This window comes from Serratia sp. YC16, assembly GCF_009707615.1.
GTDB classification, from domain to species: Bacteria; Pseudomonadota; Gammaproteobacteria; order Enterobacterales; family Enterobacteriaceae; genus Serratia; species Serratia surfactantfaciens.
This window is the reverse complement of record NZ_WLYN01000002.1, coordinates 473,230-496,631: the sequence shown is the minus strand read 5'-3', so window position 1 is coordinate 496,631 and position 23,402 is coordinate 473,230. Positions and strand designations below refer to the sequence as shown.

The following is a 23,402-nucleotide window of genomic DNA, read 5'->3' as shown; positions in this document are numbered from 1 at the left end:
GGTTATTTAGTCAGCAGGGATTCGATATCCTGCAGCAGTTGCTCAGCCTGAGCGGACGGCAGCACCGCATCAACCGGTAAATACCACCAATTGGGCTGGGCAAAGGCGCGACACTTCACCGCGTCTTTCTCCGTCATCAGCAGCGTTTGGTCTGCACAGACCAGTGCCGCCAACTGCGCCTGCTGATATTCCTGATGATCGGCGAACGCCACTTCCTGCACAACGTCGACGTTCAACTTTTCCAGCGTCGCGAAGAAACGCGGCGGATGGCCGATGCCTGCCATCGCCACCACGCGCGGCAGCTCGGCCGCCGGGCGGCGTTCTCCGCTCAGCAGATTAACCGCGTCACGCGCCTGCAAGCGCATGGCGATTTCCCCAGCCTGCGCCACGCCGCCGTTGGCGACGCGCGCGTCGACGCTGGCAAGCCGCGCGGCGCGCTCGCGCATTGGCCCGGCCGGCAACCACCAACCGTTGCCGAAACGGCGCACGCCGTCGATAACCACCAGCTCGAAATCGCGCTGCAAAGCATAGTGCTGCAAGCCGTCATCAGTGATGATCACATCCAACGGTTGTGGCTGCAGCAATGCCTGCACCGCCTCAGCCCGCTTGGGCGCGATCGCCACAGGCGCCCCGGTGCGCTGATAAATCAGCACCGGCTCATCCCCCGCTTCACGGGTTGAAGTATTCCGACTGAGCACCAGGGGATAGACTGCCGACTTGCCGCCGTAGCCGCGCGACACCACGCCAACGCGGTAGCCCCGCTGCTGCAGGTGTTCCACCAGCCAGATCACCATCGGGGTTTTGCCGTTGCCGCCGGCGGTGAGGTTGCCCACCACCACCACCGGCACCGGCGCGCGCCAGCTTTTGCGCAGGCCGCAGCGATAGCTTAGGCGAATCAGCCAACTGAACAGGCCATACAGCCAGGAGAGCGGCAGCAGCGCCAGATAAAGCAGCGATCCGCCGGACCAAATGCGCTCGATCATTATTGGCCAAACTGCATGCGGTGCAGCTGCGAATAGGCGCCGTGCTGTTCAAGCAACTCAGCGTGCTCGCCGCGTTCGACGATGCGCCCATCTTCCACCACCAGGATCTCGTCCGCCTTCTCAATGGTCGACAAACGGTGCGCGATCACCAGCGAAGTGCGGTCTTTCTGCAGTTCGTCCAGCGCAGCCTGAATGGCGCGTTCGGATTCCGTATCCAGCGCAGAAGTGGCCTCATCCAGGATCAGGATCGGGCAGTCGCGCAGCAGCGCACGCGCGATGGCGATACGCTGACGTTGGCCGCCAGAAAGCATCACGCCATTTTCACCGATCACCGTGTCCAGGCCGTTTTCCATCTTGTTGATGAAGTCCATCGCGTACGCCATTTCGGCCGCTTTCTCAATCTGCTCGCGGCTGTATTCGCTTTCGCGCGCATAGGCGATGTTGTTGGCGATGGTGTCGTTGAACAGGTGCACGTTTTGCGAGACCAGCGCCACCTGATTGCGCAGCGAAGCCAGCGTGTATTCCCGCAGATCGTGGCCATCCATCAGGATTTCGCCTTCCTGGATATCGTAGAAACGCGTCAGCAGGTTGGCGATGGTGGATTTACCTGACCCCGAACGCCCTACCAGCGCCACGGTCTTGCCTTCAGCGATTTTCAGGTTGATGTCACGCAGCGCCGGCGTTTCTTTGGCCGGGTAGTAGAAGGTGACATTGCGGAATTCGATATCGCCTTTCGCACGCTTCACTTCACGGGTGCCGGTGTCTTTTTCCTGTTCCATATCCAAAATGGAGAACAGCGTCTGGCAGGCCGCCATCCCACGCTGGAACTGGGCATTGACGTTGGTCAGCGATTTCAGAGGACGCATAAGCGCGATCATCGACGAGAACACCACGGTAATGGTACCGGCGGTCAGGGTTTCCATCACGCTTGGGAAGCTGGCGGCAAACAGCACGAACGCCAGCGCCAGCGAAGCGATCAACTGAATGATCGGATCGGAGATCGAAGACGCGGACACCAGTTTCATGCCCTGTTGGCGCATGCGATTGCTCACCGAGTTAAAGCGCTCGGTTTCCACCTGCTGGCCACCGAAGATCAGCACTTCTTTATGGCCTTTCAGCATCTGTTCGGCGCTGGTGGTGACCTGCCCCATGGTGTTCTGCATGTTCTTGCTGATGTTGCGGAAACGCTTGGACACCAGGCGAATGGCGATGGAAACGATCGGCGCCAGCACGATCAGGATCACCGACAGCTGCCAGCTGTAGTAGAACATCATGATGAACAGGCCAATGATCGAGGCCCCTTCCCGCACCACGGTCACCAGCGCGCTGGAGGAGGAGGAAGCCACCTGCTCGGAATCATAGGTGATGCGCGACAGCAGAGTCCCAGTGGACTGCTGATCGAAGAAGGCCACCGGCATTCTCATCATGTGGCCAAACAGGCGGCGACGCATCTGCATCACCACCATGCCGGAAACCCAGGAAATGCAGTAGCTTGAAACAAAGCTGGTCACGCCGCGCATCAACATCAGCGCAATGACCGCCAACGGCATCCATACCAGCACGCTGCTGTCGGTTTTTCCAAACCCATCGTCCAATAGCGGTTTAAGCAGAGACAGCATCAGCGTGTCCCCCGCTGCGTTCATAATCAACGCAATGGCGGCCACAATCAGCCCGGTCTTAAAAGGAGTGATCATCGGCCAGAGTCGACGGAACGTCTGCCAGGTCGAGAGATCTTTATCATTCATCATGCAAATACCAGCATCGGAAGAAATAGCGGCCTATTTTACTCATTATCACCCTCTACGCCAAACCGCTGATGATACCAACGGGGCATTAATTGTTCGCGAAAGCCTTTAATTTGCCAATCGTTGTCGAAAAAAAGTACCGATAACTGACCGGAGCGCGTCGTATCGCGCCATTGGATGCCATTTGCCCGGTATCTGGCGACCACTTTCCGCGCCGGTAATCGCCATTTGTTGTAACGAGATGCGGACGCCAGCGCCGCTTCGGGATTGACCGCGCGCAGAAACGGCGGCGTCGAGGACGTCCTGCTGCCGTGGTGTCCCACCTGCAACACCGTGGCGGCCAAACGATCGCGCCGCAACCGTAACAACTGCGCCTCCGCCTTCTTTTCCGCATCGCCGGTGAGCAGCAGGCTGTATTTTCCATCGTCGATACGGATCACGCAGGAGTCGTCATTGACCGGCCTTTTGAGCGTTTTCGGCGGCCACAGCACCTCGAATTGCAGCGATTGCCAGCGCCAACGCTCACCGGCGACGCAGGGCAAGTGCCCTTCCCCGCGTATCGGGCTGCGCACCGTAGCCTGCGGAAACGCCCGCCGCACCGCCGGCAACCCGCCGATATGATCGAGGTGAATATGGCTGATAATGATCTGCTCCAGCTCAATATCCCGCCAGTTCAGCATCGGTAAGATATGTCGCTCGGCAGCGCTGCCCGCGGGCCAACGATCGCCGGTATCGTACAGTATCCCCTTGCCGTTTTGCTCGATAACCACCGCCAACCCGTGCCCGACATCAAGCATATCGACACGCCAACGATAGTCCGGCGCTTTGCCACGCCACAACACGCAGCATATCGCCACCGCCGCCAGCCCCGGCGCATAGCGCCACCACCAATGAAATCGCCAACAGATAACGATAAGCCATCCCGCTGCGCTGGCCAGCAGCGAAGCGGCCCCCAAATCCACCCAGCCATGCTGCAGATGATTCAGCGGCACAAACACCCAGTGCAACGTGACGTCCGCCAGCCACCATAACCCGTAGCTTAATGAAGGAGCGAAGCCAAAGATCACCGCCAACAAGATCAACGGCACCGTCATCAATGAAACGATGGGCACCGCCCACAAATTAGCCGGCAATGAGGTCAGCGTCAGGCCCAGAAACAACGCGGCCTGCATCGGCACCAGCAGCAGCGTCATGCCAAGTTGAATATGTAACCAGCGCACCGGCGCCCAGTACCAGGCTGAGCGAAATCGTTCACCGAGCGGCGCCCATTCAAACCAAAAAATCAGACAACCTACCGCCAGCACCGACAGCCAGAAGCTGTCTGACAATACCGCCAGCGGATCGCACAGCAAAATCAGCCCGACACACCACAGCCACACTTGCCAGGAAGAGCAAAGCACCCCACGCAGACGCAGCGACATCCACAATGTCATTGCCAGGAGGGAGCGCACCGCCGGCGGCTGGGCGCCCACCAACCAGACATAGATCAGCGTCGCCACCCAGCCCGCGATCAGTGGAAAACGATAGCCAATCAGGTGGGCGGGAAGAAAAAACTGCAGCCCGCGCAGCACGGCCCAGAGCAAGATGGCGACCATCGCTACATGCAGCCCTGAAATGGCCATTAAATGTGCAATGCCGGTTTTCAGCATCAGCGTGCGTAAAGCCTGTTCCAGCGCGGTTCGTTCCCCAAACGCCAGCGCCAGCAACACGGCCTTGTAACGCAGCTCACCGATATTGGTTTCCGCATGGCTGATGATGTGCTGGCGCAGGCTGCAACCGCCTTCCAATAAATAAGCCTGCCTGACCTGGCCGGTCAGCGGCTGGCGCTGTGCGATAGCCCAACGCTGGCTGTCGAAACCCCCTTCATTGAGCTTGCCATGCACCGGGCGTAAACGCAGTTTCAATTGCCAACGCTGCCCGGCGCACAACCGCCGCTGTTGCGGAACCCATGCGGTGGTAAACGCCAGCGCAGGCACCAGCCAATGGCCATCGATCCGCTCGATACGCATCAATGCCTGCTTGCTGTCGGCGGACTCCAGAGCGATGCTGCTTACCTGCACCACCGCCGTCACCTCCGGCCCGCGGCTTAAGCGTTCCATTTGCCCGATCAGGGTTCCGGCGTTAAAAACCGCCCATGTGAATCCCAACCCAAGACAGGCCAAATAGCGATAGAACGGCCAGCGCATGCGCAGCAGTAAACCGGCGGCAAGCAATATCGGCCACAGCAGCCATGGCTCAGGCAACCGCGGTAAAACCAGCAGCGGCAGAATGCCGCCGATAACGGCGAAAATCGCCAGATCCAGCGAAAGTTTGATCGCTCTTCTCCCATCCTACCCGCCATCAGCAAAAGCGCGTCGAGGCAGGCAAACAGGATTATTCAGGCGATATGCCGCCGCCAGCGGGCTTTAGCGAAGATGCGGTGAACCTGGCAGGATAAGAGAAGTTTATGCAGCAACCACACTGCACATGCGGCGCGGTACGCAATTCACGAGCGGAGCGCTGAGAACCACAGGCGAAAAAAAACGGCGCCTTAAAGGCACCGTTTTATATTCTTTACAAGCAACAACGCTATGAGCAGTCAGCGACTAACCATAGATATTGGCGCGGTCACGCAACTCTTTGCCTGGTTTGAAGTGAGGAACGTACTTGCCGTCCAGCTCGACTTTGTCACCGGTTTTCGGGTTACGACCTACACGCGGGGCACGGTAGTGAAGAGAAAAACTGCCGAATCCGCGGATCTCAATGCGTTCGCCCTCGGCCAGCGTAGCGGCCATGTGCTCAAGCATCTCTTTCACTGCATCCTCAACGGCCTTCGCCGGAATATGAGATTGCTGGCCAGCAAGTCTTTCAATAAGTTCAGACTTGGTCATAGTACCTCCAAGCTTTGCAGCTAAACTACCGTATCGGGGCGGCCAGAGACCGCCCCCCGTCATTACTCGCCTTTAGCCGCTTTGAAAGCTTCAGCCATTGCGTTAGAGAAGTTGCCTTCTTCCTGTTTGTTGTTAACAGTTGCGATGGCGTCTTTCTCGTCAGCTTCGTCCTTAGCACGTACGGACAGGCTTACAACGCGGTTCTTACGGTCAACGCCGGTGAATTTAGCTTCAACTTCGTCACCTACGTTCAGAACCAGAGTTGCATCTTCAATGCGGTCGCGAGAGGCTTCAGATGCACGCAGGTAACCTTCTACGCCGCCTGCCAATTCAACTGTAGCACCTTTGGCGTCAACTGCAGTGACTTTACCAGTAACAATAGCACCTTTCTTGTTCATAGACAGGTAGTTATTGAACGGGTCTTCAGCCAGTTGCTTCACGCCCAGGGAGATACGCTCGCGCTCTGCGTCAACTTGCAGAACAACCGCAGCGATTTCGTCGCCTTTCTTGTATTCACGTACTGCTTCTTCGCCTGCAACGTTCCAGGAGATGTCAGACAGGTGAACCAGGCCGTCGATGCCGCCGTCCAGGCCGATGAAGATACCGAAGTCAGTGATAGACTTGATTTTACCTTCAACGCGGTCGCCCTTGTTGTGGGTTTCTGCGAACTGCTGCCATGGGTTGGATTTGCACTGCTTCAGGCCCAGGGAGATACGACGACGTTCTTCATCGATGTCCAGAACCATCACTTCCACTACGTCGCCCACGTTAACAACTTTGGACGGATGGATGTTTTTGTTGGTCCAATCCATTTCAGAAACGTGTACCAGACCTTCAACGCCTTCTTCGATTTCTACGAAGCAGCCGTAATCAGTCAGGTTGGTTACACGACCAGTCAGCTTGGTGCCTTCTGGGTAACGTTTCGCGATAGCAACCCATGGATCTTCGCCCAGCTGTTTCAGGCCCAGGGATACACGAGTACGCTCGCGGTCGAACTTCAGCACTTTAACAGTGATTTCATCGCCAACGTTGACGATTTCGCTTGGGTGCTTAACGCGTTTCCAAGCCATGTCAGTGATGTGCAGCAGGCCGTCTACGCCGCCCAGATCAACGAATGCACCGTAGTCAGTGAGGTTCTTAACGATACCTTTAACTTCCATGCCTTCCTGCAGGTTTTCCAGCAGTTGATCGCGCTCAGCGCTGTTCTCGGATTCGATAACCGCACGGCGAGAAACGACAACGTTGTTGCGCTTCTGATCCAGCTTGATGACTTTGAACTCAAGCTCTTTGCCTTCCAGGTGCAGAGTGTCACGTACCGGACGCACGTCAACCAGGGAACCTGGCAGGAACGCGCGGATGCCGTTCAGCTCGACGGTGAAGCCACCCTTCACTTTGCCGTTGATAACACCGGTTACAGTCTCAGCTTCTTCGTAGGCTTTTTCCAGCGTGATCCAAGCTTCGTGACGCTTAGCTTTCTCACGGGACAGCAGGGTTTCACCGAAGCCGTCTTCAACAGCATCCAGAGCAACGTCAACTTCGTCACCAACCTGGATTTCCAGCTCGCCCTGGGCGTTTTTGAATTGCTCAGCCGGGATGGCAGACTCAGATTTCAGACCGGCGTCAACCAGTACGATATCTTTGTCGATAGCAACAACGACGCCACGAACGATGGAACCCGGGCGGGTTTCGATTTCTTTTAAGGATTCTTCAAAGAGTTGAGCGAAAGATTCAGTCATGTTGTTAATCTTCAGGGTTCTTTAGTTTAACGTCCATTTAGCATCCCGCCGAATGGGGTTGTTTCACATACCCCGCCATTGGCTCCATGCCGACAGGGTTTAAGGTTACAGGGGTAAAATTTTACCCGATATATTGCGATACCGCTATGACAAATATGACAAAAAGCCAATAGCGCCGCCGCGCTTATCGCTGCGGCAACGCCAACACTTTCTGTGCATACGTCAACGCCTGCCGGATTACTTCTTCGATCGACATGCTGGTAGAATCCAGCACGAGGGCGTCTGAAGCGGGCACCAGAGGCGCGATAGGCCGATTACGGTCACGGTCGTCCCGTTCCTTTATCTCGGCTAAAAGACGTTCAAAGTTAACATTAAAGCCCTTCTCCTGCAACTGCAGCATGCGGCGGTGCGCGCGCTCCTCCGAGCTGGCGTCGAGGAAAATCTTGACCGGCGCGTCCGGGAACACCACCGTGCCCATGTCGCGGCCATCGGCAATCAGGCCGGGCGCCTCGCGGAATGCACGCTGGCGGCGCAGCAGCGCCTCGCGCACGCGCGGAAACGCCGCCGCTTGCGACGCGGTGTTGCCGACGGTTTCGGTGCGGATCTCGTTGCTGACGTCCTCACCTTCCAAAATCACCTGCAGCTTGCCGTCCTGGGCAACGAAGCGAACATCGAGATGTGCGGCCAGCGGAACCAGCGCTTCCTCAGAAGTGATATCCACCTGATGATGCAACGCCGCCAGCGCCAGCACGCGATAGATCGCGCCGGAGTCCAGCAAACGCCAACCAAGGGACTCGGCCAACGCTTTACACAGCGTGCCTTTGCCTGCGCCACTTGGTCCATCAACGGTTATCACCGGGGCTGTAGCCGTCATTTCTCTCTCCTTCAGGTAGAAAACCTCACAGAGACACGGCGTGCTTCGGCTCAAGGCCCGCGCGCCGCACTCTCTGTCACCTGCCCAATCAGGGGCAAATACGGTGGCGTATTATACGCTGCCCTACGGCGATCTGTTACCCTGGAACTGTCCGGTTGTTGAAAATAAGCGCACAACCGCGAAAAAGTATAGAAGAAACGCCGGTCGCCAAAGGTTAAAAATGATAAAGGCCCGCAAAGGGGCCTTAAAATAAACGATTTGACGGGTTACGCTGGCTGGCTGATGCGCGCCAGCTGTTCGAAATAGTCAGGGAAGGTTTTCGCGGTGCATTTCGGATCGAGAATGGTGACCGGGGTATCCGACAGTGCCACCAGCGAGAAACACATCGCCATGCGGTGATCGTTGTAGGTGCCTATCTCGGCGAACTGCAGCTTGGCCGGCGGCACTACGTGAATGTAGTCTTCGCCTTCATCCACTTCCGCCCCGACCTTGCGCAGCTCGGTGGCCATCGCCGCCAGACGATCGGTCTCCTTCACCCGCCAGTTGTAGATATTGCGGATGGTGGTCGGCCCCTCGGCGAACAGCGCCGCGGTGGCGATGGTCATCGCCGCGTCCGGAATGTGGTTCATGTCCATGTCGATGCCGCGCAGTTCACCGCGGCTGCACTCGATGAAATCGTCGCCCCAGGTGATGCTCGCGCCCATTTTCTCCAGCACGTCGGCGAACTTGGTGTCGCCCTGCACGCTTTTGCGACCAATGCCGGTCACACGCACGGTGCCGCCCTTGATCGCCGCCGCCGCCAGGAAGTAAGAGGCGGAAGAGGCGTCGCCCTCAACCAGGTAATCGCCCGGCGCGATATACGTCTGGCGCCCCTGGATATGGAACACCCGATAGTTGTCGTGGCTGACCGCTACACCGAAGGTGCGCATCAGATGCAGCGTGATGTCGATGTACGGCTTGGAGACCAGCTCGCCCTTGATGTGGATCTGCGTATCCTGCGGCGCCAACGGCGCGGTCATCAGCAACGCGGTCAGGAACTGGCTGGAGACGCTGCCGTCGACGGTGACGTCGCCGCCCTGGAAGCCGCCGCGCAGGCGAATCGGCGGGTAATCGGTCTGCTCGAGGTAGTCAATCTGCGCCCCGCCCTGGCGCAACGCATCCACCAGATGGCCGATCGGGCGCTCTTTCATGCGCGGTTCACCGGTCAACACCACGTCGCCTTCGCCGAGGCACAGCGCCGCCGCCAACGGGCGCATCGCGGTGCCGGCATTGCCGAGGAACAGTTCCAGCGGCCGTTCGGCCACCAACGGGCCGGCCACGCCGGTCACTTCGCACACGGTGCGGTCAGCGGAAAGCTGATAGCTCACGCCCAACGCCTGCAGCGCGTTCAGCATATGACGCACGTCGTCGCTGTCCAGCAGGTTGGTCAGCCGGGTCGTTCCTTTCGCCAGCGCAGCCAGCAGCAGAGCGCGGTTAGAAACGCTCTTGGAGCCGGGTAAGTTGACGGTGCCATTGACCAGGGCAACCGGTTGTAACGTCAGGGAATCCACCATGTGAACAAAACTCTCCAATTCTGATAAACGAAACGGCTCCGGGATAATGCCGGAGCCGCTTTAATGCAAAAGGACAACAGCCTGAGCAGCCCGCACGTGGCGAGCTGCCGGGATCAGCCGTGACGACGTTCGAAGTCGGCCATGAAGTCGGTCAGCGCCTGCACGCCGGCCAGCGGCATGGCATTGTAAATAGAAGCGCGCATGCCGCCAACTACCCGATGGCCTTTCAGCGCCTGCAGGCCAATGGCTTCGGCTTCGCTGAGGAACACTTTGTCCAGCGCCGCATCGGCCAGCTGGAACGGCACGTTCATCCACGAACGGTTGGCGATAGCCACCTGGCTGCGGTAGAAGTCGGATTTATCGATGGTCGCATACAGCAGCTCGGCCTTGGCCTGATTGCGTTTCTGCATCTCCACCAGGCCGCCCTGCTCTTTCAACCATTTGAACACCAGCCCGGACAGATACCAGGCGAAGGTCGGCGGCGTGTTGAACATCGAATCGTTCTCGGCCAACACGGTGTAATCGAGGATTGACGGCACTTCTTTGCGCGCCTTGCCCAGCAGATCGTCGCGCACGATTACCAGCGTCAGGCCGGCAGGGCCGATATTTTTCTGCGCGCCGGCGTAAATCACGCCGAAACGGCTGACGTCGAGCGGGCGGGACAGGATGGTCGAGGAGTAATCGCCAATCACCACTTTGTCGCCGAAGTCCGGCGTTTCATCGATGGCCACGCCGTCGATGGTCTCATTCGGGCAATAGTGCACATAGGCGGCGTCGGCGCTGAGCTGCCACTCTTTCATCGGCTTGATGCCGCTCAGGCCGTCGATGCGGGTTTTCACGTCGATGACGTTCGGGGTGCAATACTTTTCCGCTTCCTTGATGGCGCTATGCGCCCAATAGCCGCCGTCGATATAGTCGGCGGTGGTCTTGTCACCCAGCAGGTTCAGCGGCAGCGCGGCGAATTGACCGCGGGCGCCGCCGTGGCAAAACAGCACTTTATAGTTGGAGGGGATTTTCAGCAGATCGCGCAGATCCTGTTCCGCCTGCTCGGCAACGGCGATAAATTCTTTGCTGCGGTGACTGATCTCCATCACTGACGTTCCCAGACCGTGCCAGTTGCACAGTTCCTGTTCCGCACGACGCAACACTTCCACCGGCAGCATCGCCGGGCCAGAGCTAAAATTATAAACCTGAGTCATTTCCCCTCACCACATTCACTGTTCGCCGCAGAAAAGCGACCTGTCGAAAAGACGCCCGAAGTTAACGCTCGCGTTAACCAACCCTTCGGTTTTATCACTCACGCCCCATGGCTGCAACGCTTATTCGCCCGTCGGCGGCAAACGGCCGCACCGGGTGATGACAGGCTCTGCGGCCGTCGCGATTGTTTGGACGATAAAACCCTGCGACATGGGGAAATTCAGCGGGTTAACGCGGTGTTTTATGCTGTATTCAGCCGAGATGGCTGCGGGAGCCCGGCCGGCGCCCGCAGGAGAGAAAACGATCAGTACTGATTGAACATTTGCTGGATCTGCTTCGCGTCTTTGGTTTGCGTCAACGCCAGCTGCAGCAGAATGCGCGCTTTTTGCGGATTCAGCGTGCCGGCCGCGACGAAACCGTACTTGGCGTCGTCCACTTCCGCGTCCTCGGTGGTGGCGCCGGTCGGCACGCGCGAAGAACGCACCACCGCCACGCCGTTGTGCGCCGCCGTCGCCAGGGTGTCGAACACCGTTTTATACAGGTTGCCGTTGCCGACCCCCGCGCTGACGATGCCCTGGTAGCCTTCGGCGATCAGCGCCTTGGCCGGCGCATCAGAAGCGTTGGCGTAGTTGTAGACGATGCCGACCTTCGGCAGTTCGTTCAGCTTGCTGACGTCGAACGGCGTATCACGGGTGTGTTTGCGCTGCGGCGAGCGCTGGTAATCGACCTTGCCGTTGTGGATATACCCCAGCGGGCCGAAGTTCGGCGACTGGAAGGTCTGCACGGCGGTGGTGTTGGTTTTGGTGACGTCGCGTGCGTCCAGCACGCTGTCGTTCATCGCCACCAGCACCCCGCGATTGGCCGATTGCGGATCCGCCGCCGTCACCACCGCGTTATACAGGTTGAATGGACCATCGGCACTCATCGCCGTCGCCGGCCGCATCGCCCCGACCAGCACCACCGGCTTGTCGCACTTCACCGTCAGGTCGAGAAAATAGGCCGTCTCTTCCAGCGTATCGGTGCCGTGGGTGATGACAAAGCCATCGGTTTTGCCGCAGTCGGCGTCGATCTTCTTCGCCAGCGTCAGCCAGACCTGATCGTTCATGTCCTGCGAGCCGATGTTCACCACCTGCTCCCCCTGCACGTTGGCGATGTCCTTCAGCGCCGGGACCGCATCGACCAGTGCCTCGACGCCCAATTTGCCCGAAGTATAGTTGGACTTGGTCGCCGAGTCGCCGCCGCCGGCGATGGTGCCGCCGGTCGCCAGCAGGGTGATGTTGGGCAGCGCCAGCGCCGAGGCGCTGACGCCGGTCAACAAGAGGGTTAACACGCTGAGTTTCACTGATTTCATTAGATTTCTCCTTGACAGATAACTCGCTGAATTATGGCCTTTATCCTTAAAAAAACTGTGACTTTGCCGCCGCTTTAGGAATACGTGGAGCTCCGGCGTAAAACCCCGTATCATTGCGCGTTTTTAGTACGCGCAAAAAGTGAAGACAATGACGCAAACTTTTATCCCCGGTAAAGACGCCGCCCTGGAAGACTCCATCGCCCGTTTCCAGCAGAAACTGAGCGATCTCGGTTTTAACATCGAAGAAGCCTCCTGGCTGAACCCGGTGCCGCACGTATGGTCGGTGCACATTCGCGATCGCGATTGCCCGCTGTGCTTCACCAACGGCAAAGGCGCCAGCAAAAAAGCCGCGCTGGCCTCGGCGCTGGGTGAATATTTCGAGCGCCTGTCCACCAACTACTTCTTCGCCGATTTCTACCTGGGCCGGCAGATCGCCGAAGGCGACTTCGTGCACTATCCGAATGAGAAATGGTTCCCGATCCCGGCGGACGATACGCTGCCGGCCGGCCTGCTCGACGAGCGTCTGCACGCCTTCTACGATCCGCAGCAAGAGCTGAACGCCAGCGATCTTGTCGATCTGCAATCGGGCAATGCCGATCGCGGCGTGTGTGCGCTGCCGTTTACCCGTCAGTCTGACCAGCAAACCGTGTATATCCCGATGAACATCATCGGCAACCTGTATGTGTCCAACGGCATGTCCGCCGGCAACACCGCTAATGAAGCGCGCGTGCAGGGTTTGTCGGAAGTGTTCGAGCGCTATGTGAAAAACCGCATCATCGCCGAATCCATCAGCCTGCCGGCGATCCCGGACGAGGTGTTGAACCGCTACCCGGGCGTGGTGGAAGCCATCGCCAAGCTGGAAGAGGAAGGTTTCCCGATCCTCTCCTACGACGCGTCGCTGGGCGGCAACTACCCGGTGATCTGCGTGGTGCTGTTCAACCCGACCAACGGCACCTGCTTCGCCTCGTTCGGCGCGCACCCGGACTTCGGCGTAGCGCTGGAGCGCACGGTGACCGAACTGCTGCAGGGCCGCAGCCTGAAAGATCTCGACGTGTTCACCGCGCCAACCTTCGATGACGAAGAAGTGGCGGAACACACCAACCTGGAAACGCACTTCATCGATTCCAGCGGCCTGATCTCCTGGGATCTGTTCAAGCAGGACGCGGATTATCCGTTCGTTGACTGGAGCTTCAGCGGCAGCACGCAGGAAGAGTTCGCCACCCTGATGAGCATCTTCGACAAAGAAGACGCGGAAGTGTACATCGCCGACTACGAGCATCTGGGCGTCTACGCTTGCCGCATCATCGTACCGGGCATGTCCGACATTTATCCGGCGGAAGACCTGCTGCTGGCCAACAACAGCATGGGCGCGCACCTGCGCGACACCCTGCTGGCGTTGCCGGGCAGCGAGTGGGAACCGGAAGAATACCTGGCGCTGATCGAACAGCTGGACGACGAAGGGTTGGACGATTTCACCCGCGTGCGCGAACTGCTGGGTATTGCCAGCGGCAAAGACAACGCCTGGCATACCCTGCGCATCGGCGAGCTGAAGTCGATGCTGGCGCTGGCGGGCGGCGATCTGGATCAGGCGCTGATCTGGACCGAATGGACGCAGGACTTCAACGCCTCGGTGCTGAGCCCGGCGCGCAGCAACTACTACCGCTGCCTGCAAACGCTGCTGCTGCTGGCGCAGGAGCCTGAGCGCGAAGCGGCGCAGTACTATACCGCGTTCGTGAAGATGTACGGCCAGGAAGCGGTTGACGCAGCCTCCGCCGCCATCAGCGGTGAAGAGCGCTTCAACGGGCTGTTCGCCGTCGATGCCGATCTGAAAGCGTTGCCGGCCCACCAGGCGCTGCTGGCGGCCTACGAGAAGCTGCAAGCGGCCAAACGTCGCCACTGGGCCAAGGCCTAATGCCATCGGGGGCTGCCACTTTGGGAGTACCCCTGTTGCTGAACGCCGCACTCCGTTGCGGCGTTTTTATTTTTGCGCGTTATTTCAACGTATTCTGACTTATTTTCCAGCTGGGAAGTAGGCGGTTAAACGGCCATAAAAAGAAATAAACCGGCGATTGTTGCCGGACGGTGAAATAATAATTAACCGATAATTAAACTTTCAGCGACGAACAGCGACAAAACGTCTAAAAATTTAACTTTAGCGCCTGCGGCCCACCCTGCTTATTCAAAAAAAATTGCAAACATTAAAAAATTGTTTTTTATTAAAAATCAATTAATTAACCACAAAAACCACACAAAAAACACGTCATTTTGCCGCTCTACTTCCCCGCCTTATGATCCAAATCAAATTTTCCCCTATACTGCTTTGCTAGTATCTCATTGCGTTGTTTTAACCCTTAAGAGCGAGAGTTAGTTTGAAAACTGACAGCCCCTTCGATCTGATTTTACCTGCGGCAACGGCGAAAATCGCTGAGGATGCCGGCGTGTATAAAGCCACCAAACATCCGCTGAAAACGTTTTATTTGGCGATCACCGCTGGTGTCTTCATTTCCATCGCCTTCGTCTTCTACATCACGGCGACTACCGGCACCGCCGGCGTGCCTTTCGGGCTGGCGAAACTGGTCGGCGGCATCTGCTTCTCTCTCGGGTTAATGCTGGTGGTGGTGTCGGGCGCCGACCTGTTCACCTCTACCGTACTTATCGTCATCGCCAAGGCCAGCGGCCGCATCAGCTGGGGCCAGCTGGGCGCCAACTGGCTGAACGTTTATCTCGGCAACCTGGTCGGCGCGCTGTTCTTCGTGGCGCTGATTTGGTTCTCCGGCGAGTATATGGTCGCCAACGGCCAGTGGGGCCTGAATGTCCTGCAAACCGCAGACCATAAGCTGCATCACACCTTCATCGAAGCCGTATGCCTCGGCATTCTGGCCAACCTGATGGTCTGCCTGGCGGTCTGGATGAGCTACTCCGGCCGCACCCTGACCGACAAGATGCTCGCCATGGTGCTGCCGGTCGGTATGTTTGTCGCCAGCGGCTTCGAACACAGCATCGCCAACATGTTTATGATCCCTATGGGCATCGTGGTCAAACACTTCGCCACGCCAGAATTCTGGCAAGCCGTAGGGGCGGTACCTGAGCAATTCGCTCATCTGACAGTAAGCAACTTCATCATCGACAACCTGATTCCGGTCACCATCGGTAACATCATCGGCGGCGGTCTGCTGGTTGGGTTGACTTACTGGGTAATTTATCTGCGCGGGGGCCGCGAGCAGCACTAAGCTGTGAGTTACCGCGCGCAGAGTTAGAAATCCACAATCAAAGGTAGGTGTACAATGACCGAACTTAACGAGAAATTAGCCAACGCTTGGGAAGGTTTCAGCAAGGGTGACTGGCAGAATGAAGTCAACGTTCGTGACTTCATCCAGAAAAACTACACGCCTTATGAGGGTGACGAATCCTTCCTGGCTGGCGCTACTCAAGCCACCACCACCTTGTGGGACAAGGTTATGGAAGGGATCAAACTGGAAAACCGCACTCACGCGCCGGTTGATTTCGACACCAACGTTGCTTCAACCATCGTTTCTCACGACGCGGGTTACATCGCCAAAGAGCTGGAAACCATCGTGGGTCTGCAGACCGACGCCCCTCTGAAACGCGCGCTGATCCCGTTCGGCGGTATCAAAATGGTCGAAGGTTCGTGCAAAGTGTACGGCCGCGAACTGGATCCGCAGCTGAAAAAAGTGTTCACCGAATACCGCAAAACCCACAACCAGGGCGTATTCGACGTTTACACCAAAGACATCCTGAACTGCCGTAAATCCGGCGTGCTGACCGGTCTGCCAGACGCCTACGGCCGCGGCCGCATCATCGGCGACTACCGCCGCGTGGCGCTGTACGGTATCGACTTCCTGATGGCCGACAAGCTGAACCAGTTCAAATCGCTGCAGGAAAAACTGGAAAACGGCGAAGACCTGGAAATGACCATCCAGCTGCGCGAAGAGATCGCTGAACAGCATCGCGCTCTGGCTCAAATCAAAGAGATGGCCGCCAAATACGGTTACGACATCTCCGGCCCGGCCACCAGCGCGCAAGAAGCGGTGCAGTGGACCTACTTCGGCTACCTGGCCGCAGTGAAATCCCAGAACGGCGCTGCCATGTCCTTCGGCCGCGTGTCCACCTTCCTCGACGTGTTCATCGAGCGCGACATCAAGGCGGGCAAACTGACCGAAGAACAAGCGCAGGAACTGATCGACCACCTGGTGATGAAACTGCGTATGGTGCGCTTCCTGCGTACCCCTGAGTACGATGAGCTGTTCTCCGGCGACCCAATCTGGGCGACTGAGTCCCTGGCCGGTATGGGCGTCGACGGCCGTACCCTGGTCACCAAAAACAGCTTCCGTTTCCTGAACACCCTGTACACCATGGGGCCGTCTCCGGAACCGAACATGACCATCCTGTGGTCTGAGAAGCTGCCGCTGAACTTCAAGAAATTCGCGGCGAAAGTGTCCATCGACACCTCTTCCGTACAGTACGAAAACGACGACCTGATGCGCCCTGACTTCAACAACGATGACTACGCCATCGCTTGCTGCGTCAGCCCGATGATCGTCGGCAAACAAATGCAGTTCTTCGGCGCCCGCGCCAACCTGGCGAAAACCATGCTGTACGCCATCAACGGCGGCGTTGACGAAAAACTGAAAATGCAGGTCGGCCCGAAAGAAGCGCCAATGATGGACGAAGTGCTGGACTATGACAAAGTCATGGCCCGCATGGACCACTTTATGGATTGGCTGGCCAAGCAGTATGTGACCGCGCTGAACATCATTCACTACATGCACGACAAGTACAGCTACGAAGCTGCGCTGATGGCGCTGCATGACCGTGACGTTTATCGCACCATGGCTTGCGGCATCGCCGGTCTGTCCGTTGCGGCCGACTCCCTGTCCGCCATCAAGTACGCGAAAGTCACCACCATTCGCGACGAAGACGGCCTGGCTATCGACTTCAAAGTGGAAGGCGAGTATCCGCAGTTCGGTAACAACGACGCCCGCGTCGATGACATCGCCTGCGACCTGGTTGAGCGTTTCATGAAGAAAATTCAGAAACTGCGCACCTACCGCCACGCGGTACCAACTCAGTCCGTACTGACCATCACCTCCAACGTGGTATACGGTAAGAAAACCGGTAACACCCCGGATGGCCGCCGCGCTGGCGCACCATTCGGCCCAGGTGCCAACCCGATGCACGGCCGCGACCAGAAAGGCGCAGTAGCCTCCCTGACCTCGGTAGCCAAACTGCCGTTTGCCTACGCGAAAGACGGGATCTCCTACACCTTCTCCATCGTGCCTAACGCGCTGGGTAAAGACGACGACGTGCGTAAAGCCAACCTGGCTGGCCTGATGGATGGTTACTTCCACCATGAAGCCTCCATCGAAGGCGGCCAGCACCTGAACGTCAACGTGATGAACCGCGAAATGCTGCTGGATGCGATGGAAAACCCTGAGAAATACCCTCAGCTGACCATCCGCGTCTCCGGTTACGCCGTGCGCTTCAACTCGCTGACCAAAGAGCAACAGCAGGACGTCATTACTCGTACCTTCACTCAAACGATGTAATGCGCCAGCCGGGCGGGAAACCGCCCGGTAGCAACGTCGGGCCGGTTCTTCCGGCCCTTTTCTCCCACCGCTCTCCCCTGACTCTGTGCGAGTCTGTTTTGCCGGACATCTATACTGAATGGATAGCCGGCAAAACAGTTATCCGGCAACTGACCGGCCGACAGGCATCATTACCCCCGGTGGCGGGCTCATCCCGCCGCTGCATCGCAGATACCTGGCCGGCGGCCACGCGCCTATTTTTAGACTGCGTTTGACAGTCAATATTGGAGAAAACCCCGCAATGTCAGTAACTGGTCGCATCCACTCCTTCGAATCCTGCGGCACCGTCGATGGGCCCGGGATCCGCTTTATCGTCTTCTTCCAGGGCTGCCTGATGCGCTGCCTCTATTGCCATAACCGCGATACCTGGGACACCCACGGCGGCAAAGAAGTGACCGTCGAAGAGCTGATGAAAGACGCGGTGGCCTATCGCCACTTCATGAATGCCTCCGGCGGCGGCGTGACCGCATCCGGCGGCGAAGCGATTCTGCAGGCTGAATTCGTGCGCGACTGGTTCCGCGCCTGCCATGCCGAAGGCATCAATACCTGCCTGGATACCAACGGTTTCGTGCGCCGCTACGATCCGGTGATCGACGAGCTGCTGGATACCACCGATCTGGTGATGCTGGACCTGAAACAGATGAACGACGAGATCCACCAGAACCTGGTTGGCGTCTCCAATCACCGCACGCTGGAATTCGCCCGCTACCTGGCGAAACGCAACCAGCGCACCTGGATCCGCTACGTGGTGGTGCCGGGTTGGTCAGACGACGATAAGTCGGCGCATCTGCTGGGCGAGTTCACCAAGGACATGACCAACATCGAAAAAATCGAGCTGCTGCCCTACCACGAGCTGGGCAAGCACAAATGGGTGGCGATGGGGGAAGAGTATAAGCTGGATGGCGTGCATCCGCCGAAAGCCGAGACCATGGATCGCGTCAAAGGCATCCTGGAAAGCTACGGCCACAAAGTGATCTACTGATTGGCGCGCACCACAAGAAAAAACCGGCTCATGGCCGGTTTTTTTATGCTCAGGCGGCGGCGAACGGTGTGTGGTGGTGATCCGGTTTCTGCTTTTTCAGCAGCATCAGCAGATAAACCAGCGCCACGGCGGCAATCATCACAAACAGCACGCGGTCGGAGTAGTTTTGCATCAGCAGCGCCGTCATCGATGGGCCCAGCAGGCTGCCGATGGTGTAGCTCATCAACAGCGCCTGGTTCATCGCCACCAGCTCGTGTGGCATCGCCTTCTCACAGGCCCAGGACATCGCTACCGGATACAGGGTAAAGCCGGCGCAACCGAGGATGAACAGCGAAGGCGCCATGGCGTAGTTGCCGAGCATCGCCACGCTGGCGAGGATCACCACGAACACCTGAATGCGCAGCACCAGCAGACGCCCGTAACGATCGGCCAGGCGTCCAACCGGCCATTGGCCGACGATGCCGGAGCTGACCAGCAGCGCCATCCAGTAGCCGACGTTGGCGTCGCTCATGCCCTGATGAGAGAGGTACAGCGGCATCAGGCCGTACAGCGAACCGAGCACAATGCCGGAGATGATGCAACCGTTGATGCCCAGGCGCGCGCTGCGGCGTCTCAGCATCGACCACACCGCCGCCTGCTGCGGCTCATCTTCATGACGGTTGACCCGCGCGAACAGCATCGGCAGCATGGCGCTGATCACAATGGCGGTCACCCACGGCACCACGTGCAGCAATTCGGTCGAGGTCATGCTCAACAGCAATTGGCCGGTCACCGTCCCGAGGTAATAGACGATCATATAGGCCGCCAGCAGCTGGCCGCGGTTGCTCAGGTTGCCGCTGCGCAACAGCGCGCTCTCTACGATCACCCAAATCCAGGCGCAGCCGACACCGGCGAAGAAGCGCCAACCCAGCCAACTCCAGAAATCGATCGACAGCACCATACCGGCGGTCGCGGCGGCGAATACCAGACAAGAAAGGTGATAGCTGCGGGTGAAGCCGACGCGTTGGATCAGTTTGCCCGCCACCAGCGTGCCCAACAGGTTGCCGCTGAAATAAGAAGAGCTGACCATTCCCACTTGCCAGGTCGACAGCTGAGCATGGGTTAACCAAAGGGGCACGAGCGTATTCAAAACGGCAATGGATACCGTGAGCAGCAAGAGGCCGCAGAGCAATAACAGCACCGGGCGGGAGTATGCGGACATAGTGAAATTGTGACCGAACGCGCAATGAGAGTGCGCGCATCATGCCACTGGCGATAAAAAAGTCAATCGCCTCTTATCATTCCACCGCACGATTTGTTTCCGGTTAACCGGCTGAAAAAGCGCTATGCTCAGCGCAGTGCGTATTTGACGATAAGGAAACAGGATGAGTCAGGCAAATGATGCGGCGGTCGCAGCCCTGCTGGCGGACATCGGCAGCACGCACGGCGAGCTGCTGGAGATAGTGCAACAGGTTCGCCGGGCCGCTGCCGCGAGCGGCGATGGCGTCACCGAATCGGTCAAATACGGTGGCATCATGTTCTCGCATCGCCAATTTTTCTGCGGCGTTTTCGCCTATCGCAACCACGTTACGGTGGAATTCGGCCACGGCTACCGATTGACAGATCGCCATCACCAACTTGAAGGCAGCGGCCAGTATCGGCGGCACATCAAGCTCCACTCACCCGCCGAGGTGAAAAGCAAACATCTGGCCGACTACATTAAACAGGCTTACGCGCTGGCGGCAGACTGAATTCTCGACATAAAAAAAGCGCCCGCAGGCGCTTTTTTCTGGTGATTGGCTGTTCAGCCGATATATTCCAGGCCACCCATATAAGGGCGCAGCACTTCAGGCACCTGAATACGGCCGTCGGCCTGCTGGTAGTTCTCCAGCACCGCCACCAGGGTACGGCCAACCGCCAGGCCGGAACCGTTCAGCGTGTGGACCAGACGCGGTTTCTTGTCGGCTTTGCTGCGGCAGCGCGCCTGCATGCGACGCGCCTGGAAGTCCCACATGTTGGAGCAGGACGAAATCTCGCGGTAGGTATCCTGCGCCGGCAGCCACACTTCCAGATCGTAGGTCTTGCACGCGCCGAAGCCCATGTCTCCGGTGCACAGCAGCACCTTACGATAAGGCAGGTTCAGCAGTTGCAGCACTTTTTCCGCGTGGCCGGTCAGCTCTTCCAGGGCGTCCATCGAATCTTCCGGACGAACGATCTGCACCATCTCGACCTTGTCGAACTGGTGCATGCGGATCAAACCGCGGGTGTCGCGGCCGTAAGAACCGGCTTCCGCACGGAAGCATGGCGTGTGCGCGGTCATCTTCAGCGGCAGAGATTCCTCTTCCACGATCTCGTCGCGCACCAGGTTGGTCAGCGGCACTTCCGCCGTTGGGATCAGCGCGTAGTTGCTGCTGTCAGCTTCTTCTTCCAGCGGACGGGTATGGAACAGATCTTCGCCGAACTTCGGCAGCTGGCCGGTGCCGTACAGCGTGGCGTGGTTAACCAGGTAAGGCACGTAGGCCTCCAGGTAGCCGTGCTGCTCGGTGTGCAGATCCAGCATGAACTGGGACAGCGCACGGTGCATGCGGGCGATTTGCCCCTTCATCACCACGAAGCGCGAACCGGTGAGCTTAACCGCGGCGGCAAAATCCAGCCCGCCGGCCATTTCGCCCAGGTCGACGTGATCGCGCACCGCGAAGTCGTACTGGCGCGGTTCACCCCAGCGGGTGACCTCCAGGTTTTCGCTGTCGTCTTTACCATCCGGCACGGCGTCGTCCGGCAGGTTAGGCAACGTCAGGGCGTAATCGCGGATCTCGCTTTGCAGCGCATCCAGCTCCGCCTTGGCGGCATCCAGCTTGTCACCCAGCTCGTTCACTTCGCGACGCAGCGGCTCGATGTCTTCCCCACGCGCTTTGGCCGCGCCGATGGATTTCGATCGGGAGTTGCGTTCCGCTTGCAGCGTTTCAGTTTCTACCTGCAGAACTTTGCGGCGTTCTTCCTGCGAACGCAGCAGATCCAGATCGAGTTTAAAGCCTCGGCGAGCCAGTTTGACGGCGACTGCGTCTAGCTCATTACGCAGCAGATTGGGATCGAGCATGCTAATCCTGTGCTTGTTGTTATTGAAAGAAGTGTTGTTGTTCTATGCGGCTGATTTATAGCCGCATAAAAGAAGAGTGATACCTGCTAACCTTACCGCAACGGCCAGGCTAGCGGTAGCGTTTTGTCGGGCTATTTTGATCCTGCTCAGCCAGCCATGCCAACTTTTCGCCGATTTTCCCTTCCAGCCCGCGCGAGGTCGGTTGATAGTAGCGCGTCTTGGCCATTTCAGGCGGGAAATAGTTCTCGCCGGCGGCGTAGGCGTTGGGTTCGTCGTGGGCGTAACGGTATTCCGCCCCCAGCCCCATCTCCTTCATCAGCTTGGTCGGCGCGTTGCGCAGGTGTTCCGGCACGTCATAATCGGCCTGCTCTTTGGCATCGCGCATGGCGGCTTTGAACGCGGTGTAAACCGCGTTGCTCTTCGGTGCGCAGGCCAGATAGACGATCGCCTGCGCGATGGCGCGCTCGCCCTCCGCCGGCCCCACGCGGGTAAAACAATCCCAGGCGGCGATCGCCACCTGCATGCCGCGCGGATCGGCGTTGCCCACGTCTTCAGAGGCGATCGCCAACAGACGGCGCGCCACGTAAAGCGGGTCGCCGCCGGCGGTAATGATGCGCGCATACCAATACAGCGCGGCGTCCGGCGCCGAACCGCGCACCGATTTATGCAGCGCGGAAATCAGATCGTAATAACGGTCGCCCTTATTGTCGAAGCGCGCGCTGCGCTCGCCCGACACCTCTTTCAGCAGTTCCGGCGTCAGCACCCGCACGCCCTTGGCGTCTAACTCCGCCATGTCCGCCATCATTTCCAGGCTGTTCAGCGCCCGGCGCGCGTCGCCGCCCACCAACTCCGACAGCAGGCGACGCGTTTCCGCCGGCAGCTCGACATTCTGGCCGCCAAAGCCGCGCGTCTTGTCATTCATGGCCTGATCCAGCACCTGGCCGATATCTTCGGCGGTCAGCGCCTTCAACAGATAGACTCGGGCGCGGGACAGCAGCGCCGAGTTCAGCTCGAACGACGGATTCTCGGTGGTGGCACCGATAAAGGTGATGGTGCCGTCTTCAATGTGCGGCAGGAAAGCGTCCTGCTGGCTTTTGTTGAAGCGGTGCACCTCGTCGACGAACAGGATGGTACGGCGGCCGGCGTCGCGGTTTTGCCGCGCCCGTTCGATCGCCTCGCGGATCTCCTTGATGCCGGAGGTCACGGCAGAAATTCGTTCGACATCCGCCTGACCGTAGCGGCCGATCAGCTCTGCCAGCGTCGTCTTCCCGGTGCCCGGCGGCCCCCATAAAATCATCGAGTGCAGCTGCCCGGCCTCAATGGCGCGCGGCAGCGGTTTGCCGGCGGCCAGCAGATGCTGCTGGCCGATGTATTGCGCCAGCGTGGTCGGCCGCATGCGCGCGGCCAACGGCTGGAACTCGTTCTGGGA

Annotated in this window: 17 protein-coding genes; 5 read left to right on the top strand and 12 right to left on the bottom strand. The window is 58.6% G+C overall.

What is annotated here, in order from left to right; genetic code table 11:
• Window positions 1–2 precede the first annotated feature (2 nt).
• The 9 genes from lpxK to ansB all read right to left on the bottom strand — a co-directional run bounded on the left by lpxK (window position 3) and on the right by ansB (window position 12,309).
• A complete protein-coding gene (lpxK, locus tag GKN89_RS09730; protein WP_154746869.1) occupies window positions 3–983 on the bottom strand; it encodes a tetraacyldisaccharide 4'-kinase in 981 nt (326 codons plus the stop codon).
• Window positions 983–2,731 carry a lipid A ABC transporter ATP-binding protein/permease MsbA gene (gene msbA, locus GKN89_RS09725; RefSeq protein WP_025159678.1) on the bottom strand — a complete coding sequence of 583 codons (1,749 nt, stop codon included), beginning with the start codon at window positions 2,729–2,731 and terminating at the stop codon, window positions 983–985. Before msbA ends, lpxK begins: the two co-directional genes overlap by 1 nt.
• Before the next feature lie 35 nt (window positions 2,732–2,766).
• Entirely contained in the window at window positions 2,767–5,043 is a 2,277-nt protein-coding gene (locus GKN89_RS09720; protein ID WP_370520198.1) for a ComEC family protein, read from the bottom strand.
• Window positions 5,044–5,313: 270 nt separating this feature from the next.
• On the bottom strand, window positions 5,314–5,598 hold the full coding sequence (gene ihfB / locus GKN89_RS09715) for an integration host factor subunit beta (RefSeq protein WP_004928264.1): 285 nt from the start codon (window positions 5,596–5,598) through the stop codon (window positions 5,314–5,316).
• Window positions 5,599–5,660: 62 nt separating this feature from the next.
• Window positions 5,661–7,334: a 30S ribosomal protein S1 gene (gene rpsA, locus GKN89_RS09710; RefSeq protein ID WP_004928267.1), complete on the bottom strand. Its 1,674-nt coding sequence runs from the start codon at window positions 7,332–7,334 to the stop codon at window positions 5,661–5,663.
• Window positions 7,335–7,518: 184 nt separating this feature from the next.
• Window positions 7,519–8,208, bottom strand: a complete 690-nt coding sequence (gene cmk, locus GKN89_RS09705; RefSeq protein ID WP_025159679.1) for a (d)CMP kinase — start codon at window positions 8,206–8,208, stop codon at window positions 7,519–7,521.
• 266 nt (window positions 8,209–8,474) lie between these two features.
• Window positions 8,475–9,761 (bottom strand): 3-phosphoshikimate 1-carboxyvinyltransferase, encoded by a 1,287-nt coding sequence (aroA, locus tag GKN89_RS09700; RefSeq protein WP_154746867.1) that lies wholly within the window; start codon window positions 9,759–9,761, stop codon window positions 8,475–8,477.
• A gap of 113 nt (window positions 9,762–9,874) precedes the next feature.
• Entirely contained in the window at window positions 9,875–10,960 is a 1,086-nt protein-coding gene (gene serC / locus GKN89_RS09695) for a 3-phosphoserine/phosphohydroxythreonine transaminase (RefSeq protein ID WP_063919127.1), read from the bottom strand.
• A gap of 302 nt (window positions 10,961–11,262) precedes the next feature.
• Window positions 11,263–12,309 (bottom strand): L-asparaginase 2, encoded by a 1,047-nt coding sequence (gene ansB, locus GKN89_RS09690; protein ID WP_063919126.1) that lies wholly within the window; start codon window positions 12,307–12,309, stop codon window positions 11,263–11,265.
• A 148-nt stretch (window positions 12,310–12,457) separates the two neighbouring features.
• On the opposite strand from ansB, the gene ycaO reads away from it, so the two are divergent.
• From ycaO to pflA, 4 genes are all read left to right on the top strand, one after another.
• Window positions 12,458–14,221 (top strand): 30S ribosomal protein S12 methylthiotransferase accessory factor YcaO, encoded by a 1,764-nt coding sequence (ycaO, locus tag GKN89_RS09685; RefSeq protein WP_154746866.1) that lies wholly within the window; start codon window positions 12,458–12,460, stop codon window positions 14,219–14,221.
• A 457-nt stretch (window positions 14,222–14,678) separates the two neighbouring features.
• Window positions 14,679–15,539, top strand: coding sequence for a formate transporter FocA (gene focA / locus GKN89_RS09680; protein ID WP_019454548.1), 861 nt, complete (start codon window positions 14,679–14,681; stop codon window positions 15,537–15,539).
• Between the two features lie 54 nt (window positions 15,540–15,593).
• The gene (pflB, locus tag GKN89_RS09675; protein WP_019454549.1) at window positions 15,594–17,876 is read left to right on the top strand and encodes a formate C-acetyltransferase; all 2,283 of its coding nucleotides are present in this window, start codon (window positions 15,594–15,596) and stop codon (window positions 17,874–17,876) included.
• 280 nt (window positions 17,877–18,156) lie between these two features.
• Window positions 18,157–18,897: a pyruvate formate lyase 1-activating protein gene (gene pflA, locus GKN89_RS09670; protein ID WP_015377324.1), complete on the top strand. Its 741-nt coding sequence runs from the start codon at window positions 18,157–18,159 to the stop codon at window positions 18,895–18,897.
• A gap of 49 nt (window positions 18,898–18,946) precedes the next feature.
• Here the strand turns inward: pflA and GKN89_RS09665 are convergent, their stop codons facing one another.
• A complete protein-coding gene (locus tag GKN89_RS09665; protein WP_025159681.1) occupies window positions 18,947–20,098 on the bottom strand; it encodes an MFS transporter in 1,152 nt (383 codons plus the stop codon).
• Between the two features lie 163 nt (window positions 20,099–20,261).
• Here GKN89_RS09665 and GKN89_RS09660 point away from each other — a divergent pair, with 163 nt between their 5' ends.
• Window positions 20,262–20,627 (top strand): DUF1801 domain-containing protein, encoded by a 366-nt coding sequence (locus GKN89_RS09660; RefSeq protein WP_154746865.1) that lies wholly within the window; start codon window positions 20,262–20,264, stop codon window positions 20,625–20,627.
• A 53-nt stretch (window positions 20,628–20,680) separates the two neighbouring features.
• Here the strand turns inward: GKN89_RS09660 and serS are convergent, their stop codons facing one another.
• Window positions 20,681–21,973: a serine--tRNA ligase gene (serS, locus tag GKN89_RS09655; RefSeq protein ID WP_019454553.1), complete on the bottom strand. Its 1,293-nt coding sequence runs from the start codon at window positions 21,971–21,973 to the stop codon at window positions 20,681–20,683.
• 109 nt (window positions 21,974–22,082) lie between these two features.
• Window positions 22,083–23,369: a replication-associated recombination protein A gene (locus GKN89_RS09650; protein WP_050439750.1), complete on the bottom strand. Its 1,287-nt coding sequence runs from the start codon at window positions 23,367–23,369 to the stop codon at window positions 22,083–22,085.
• Window positions 23,370–23,402 lie beyond the last annotated feature (33 nt).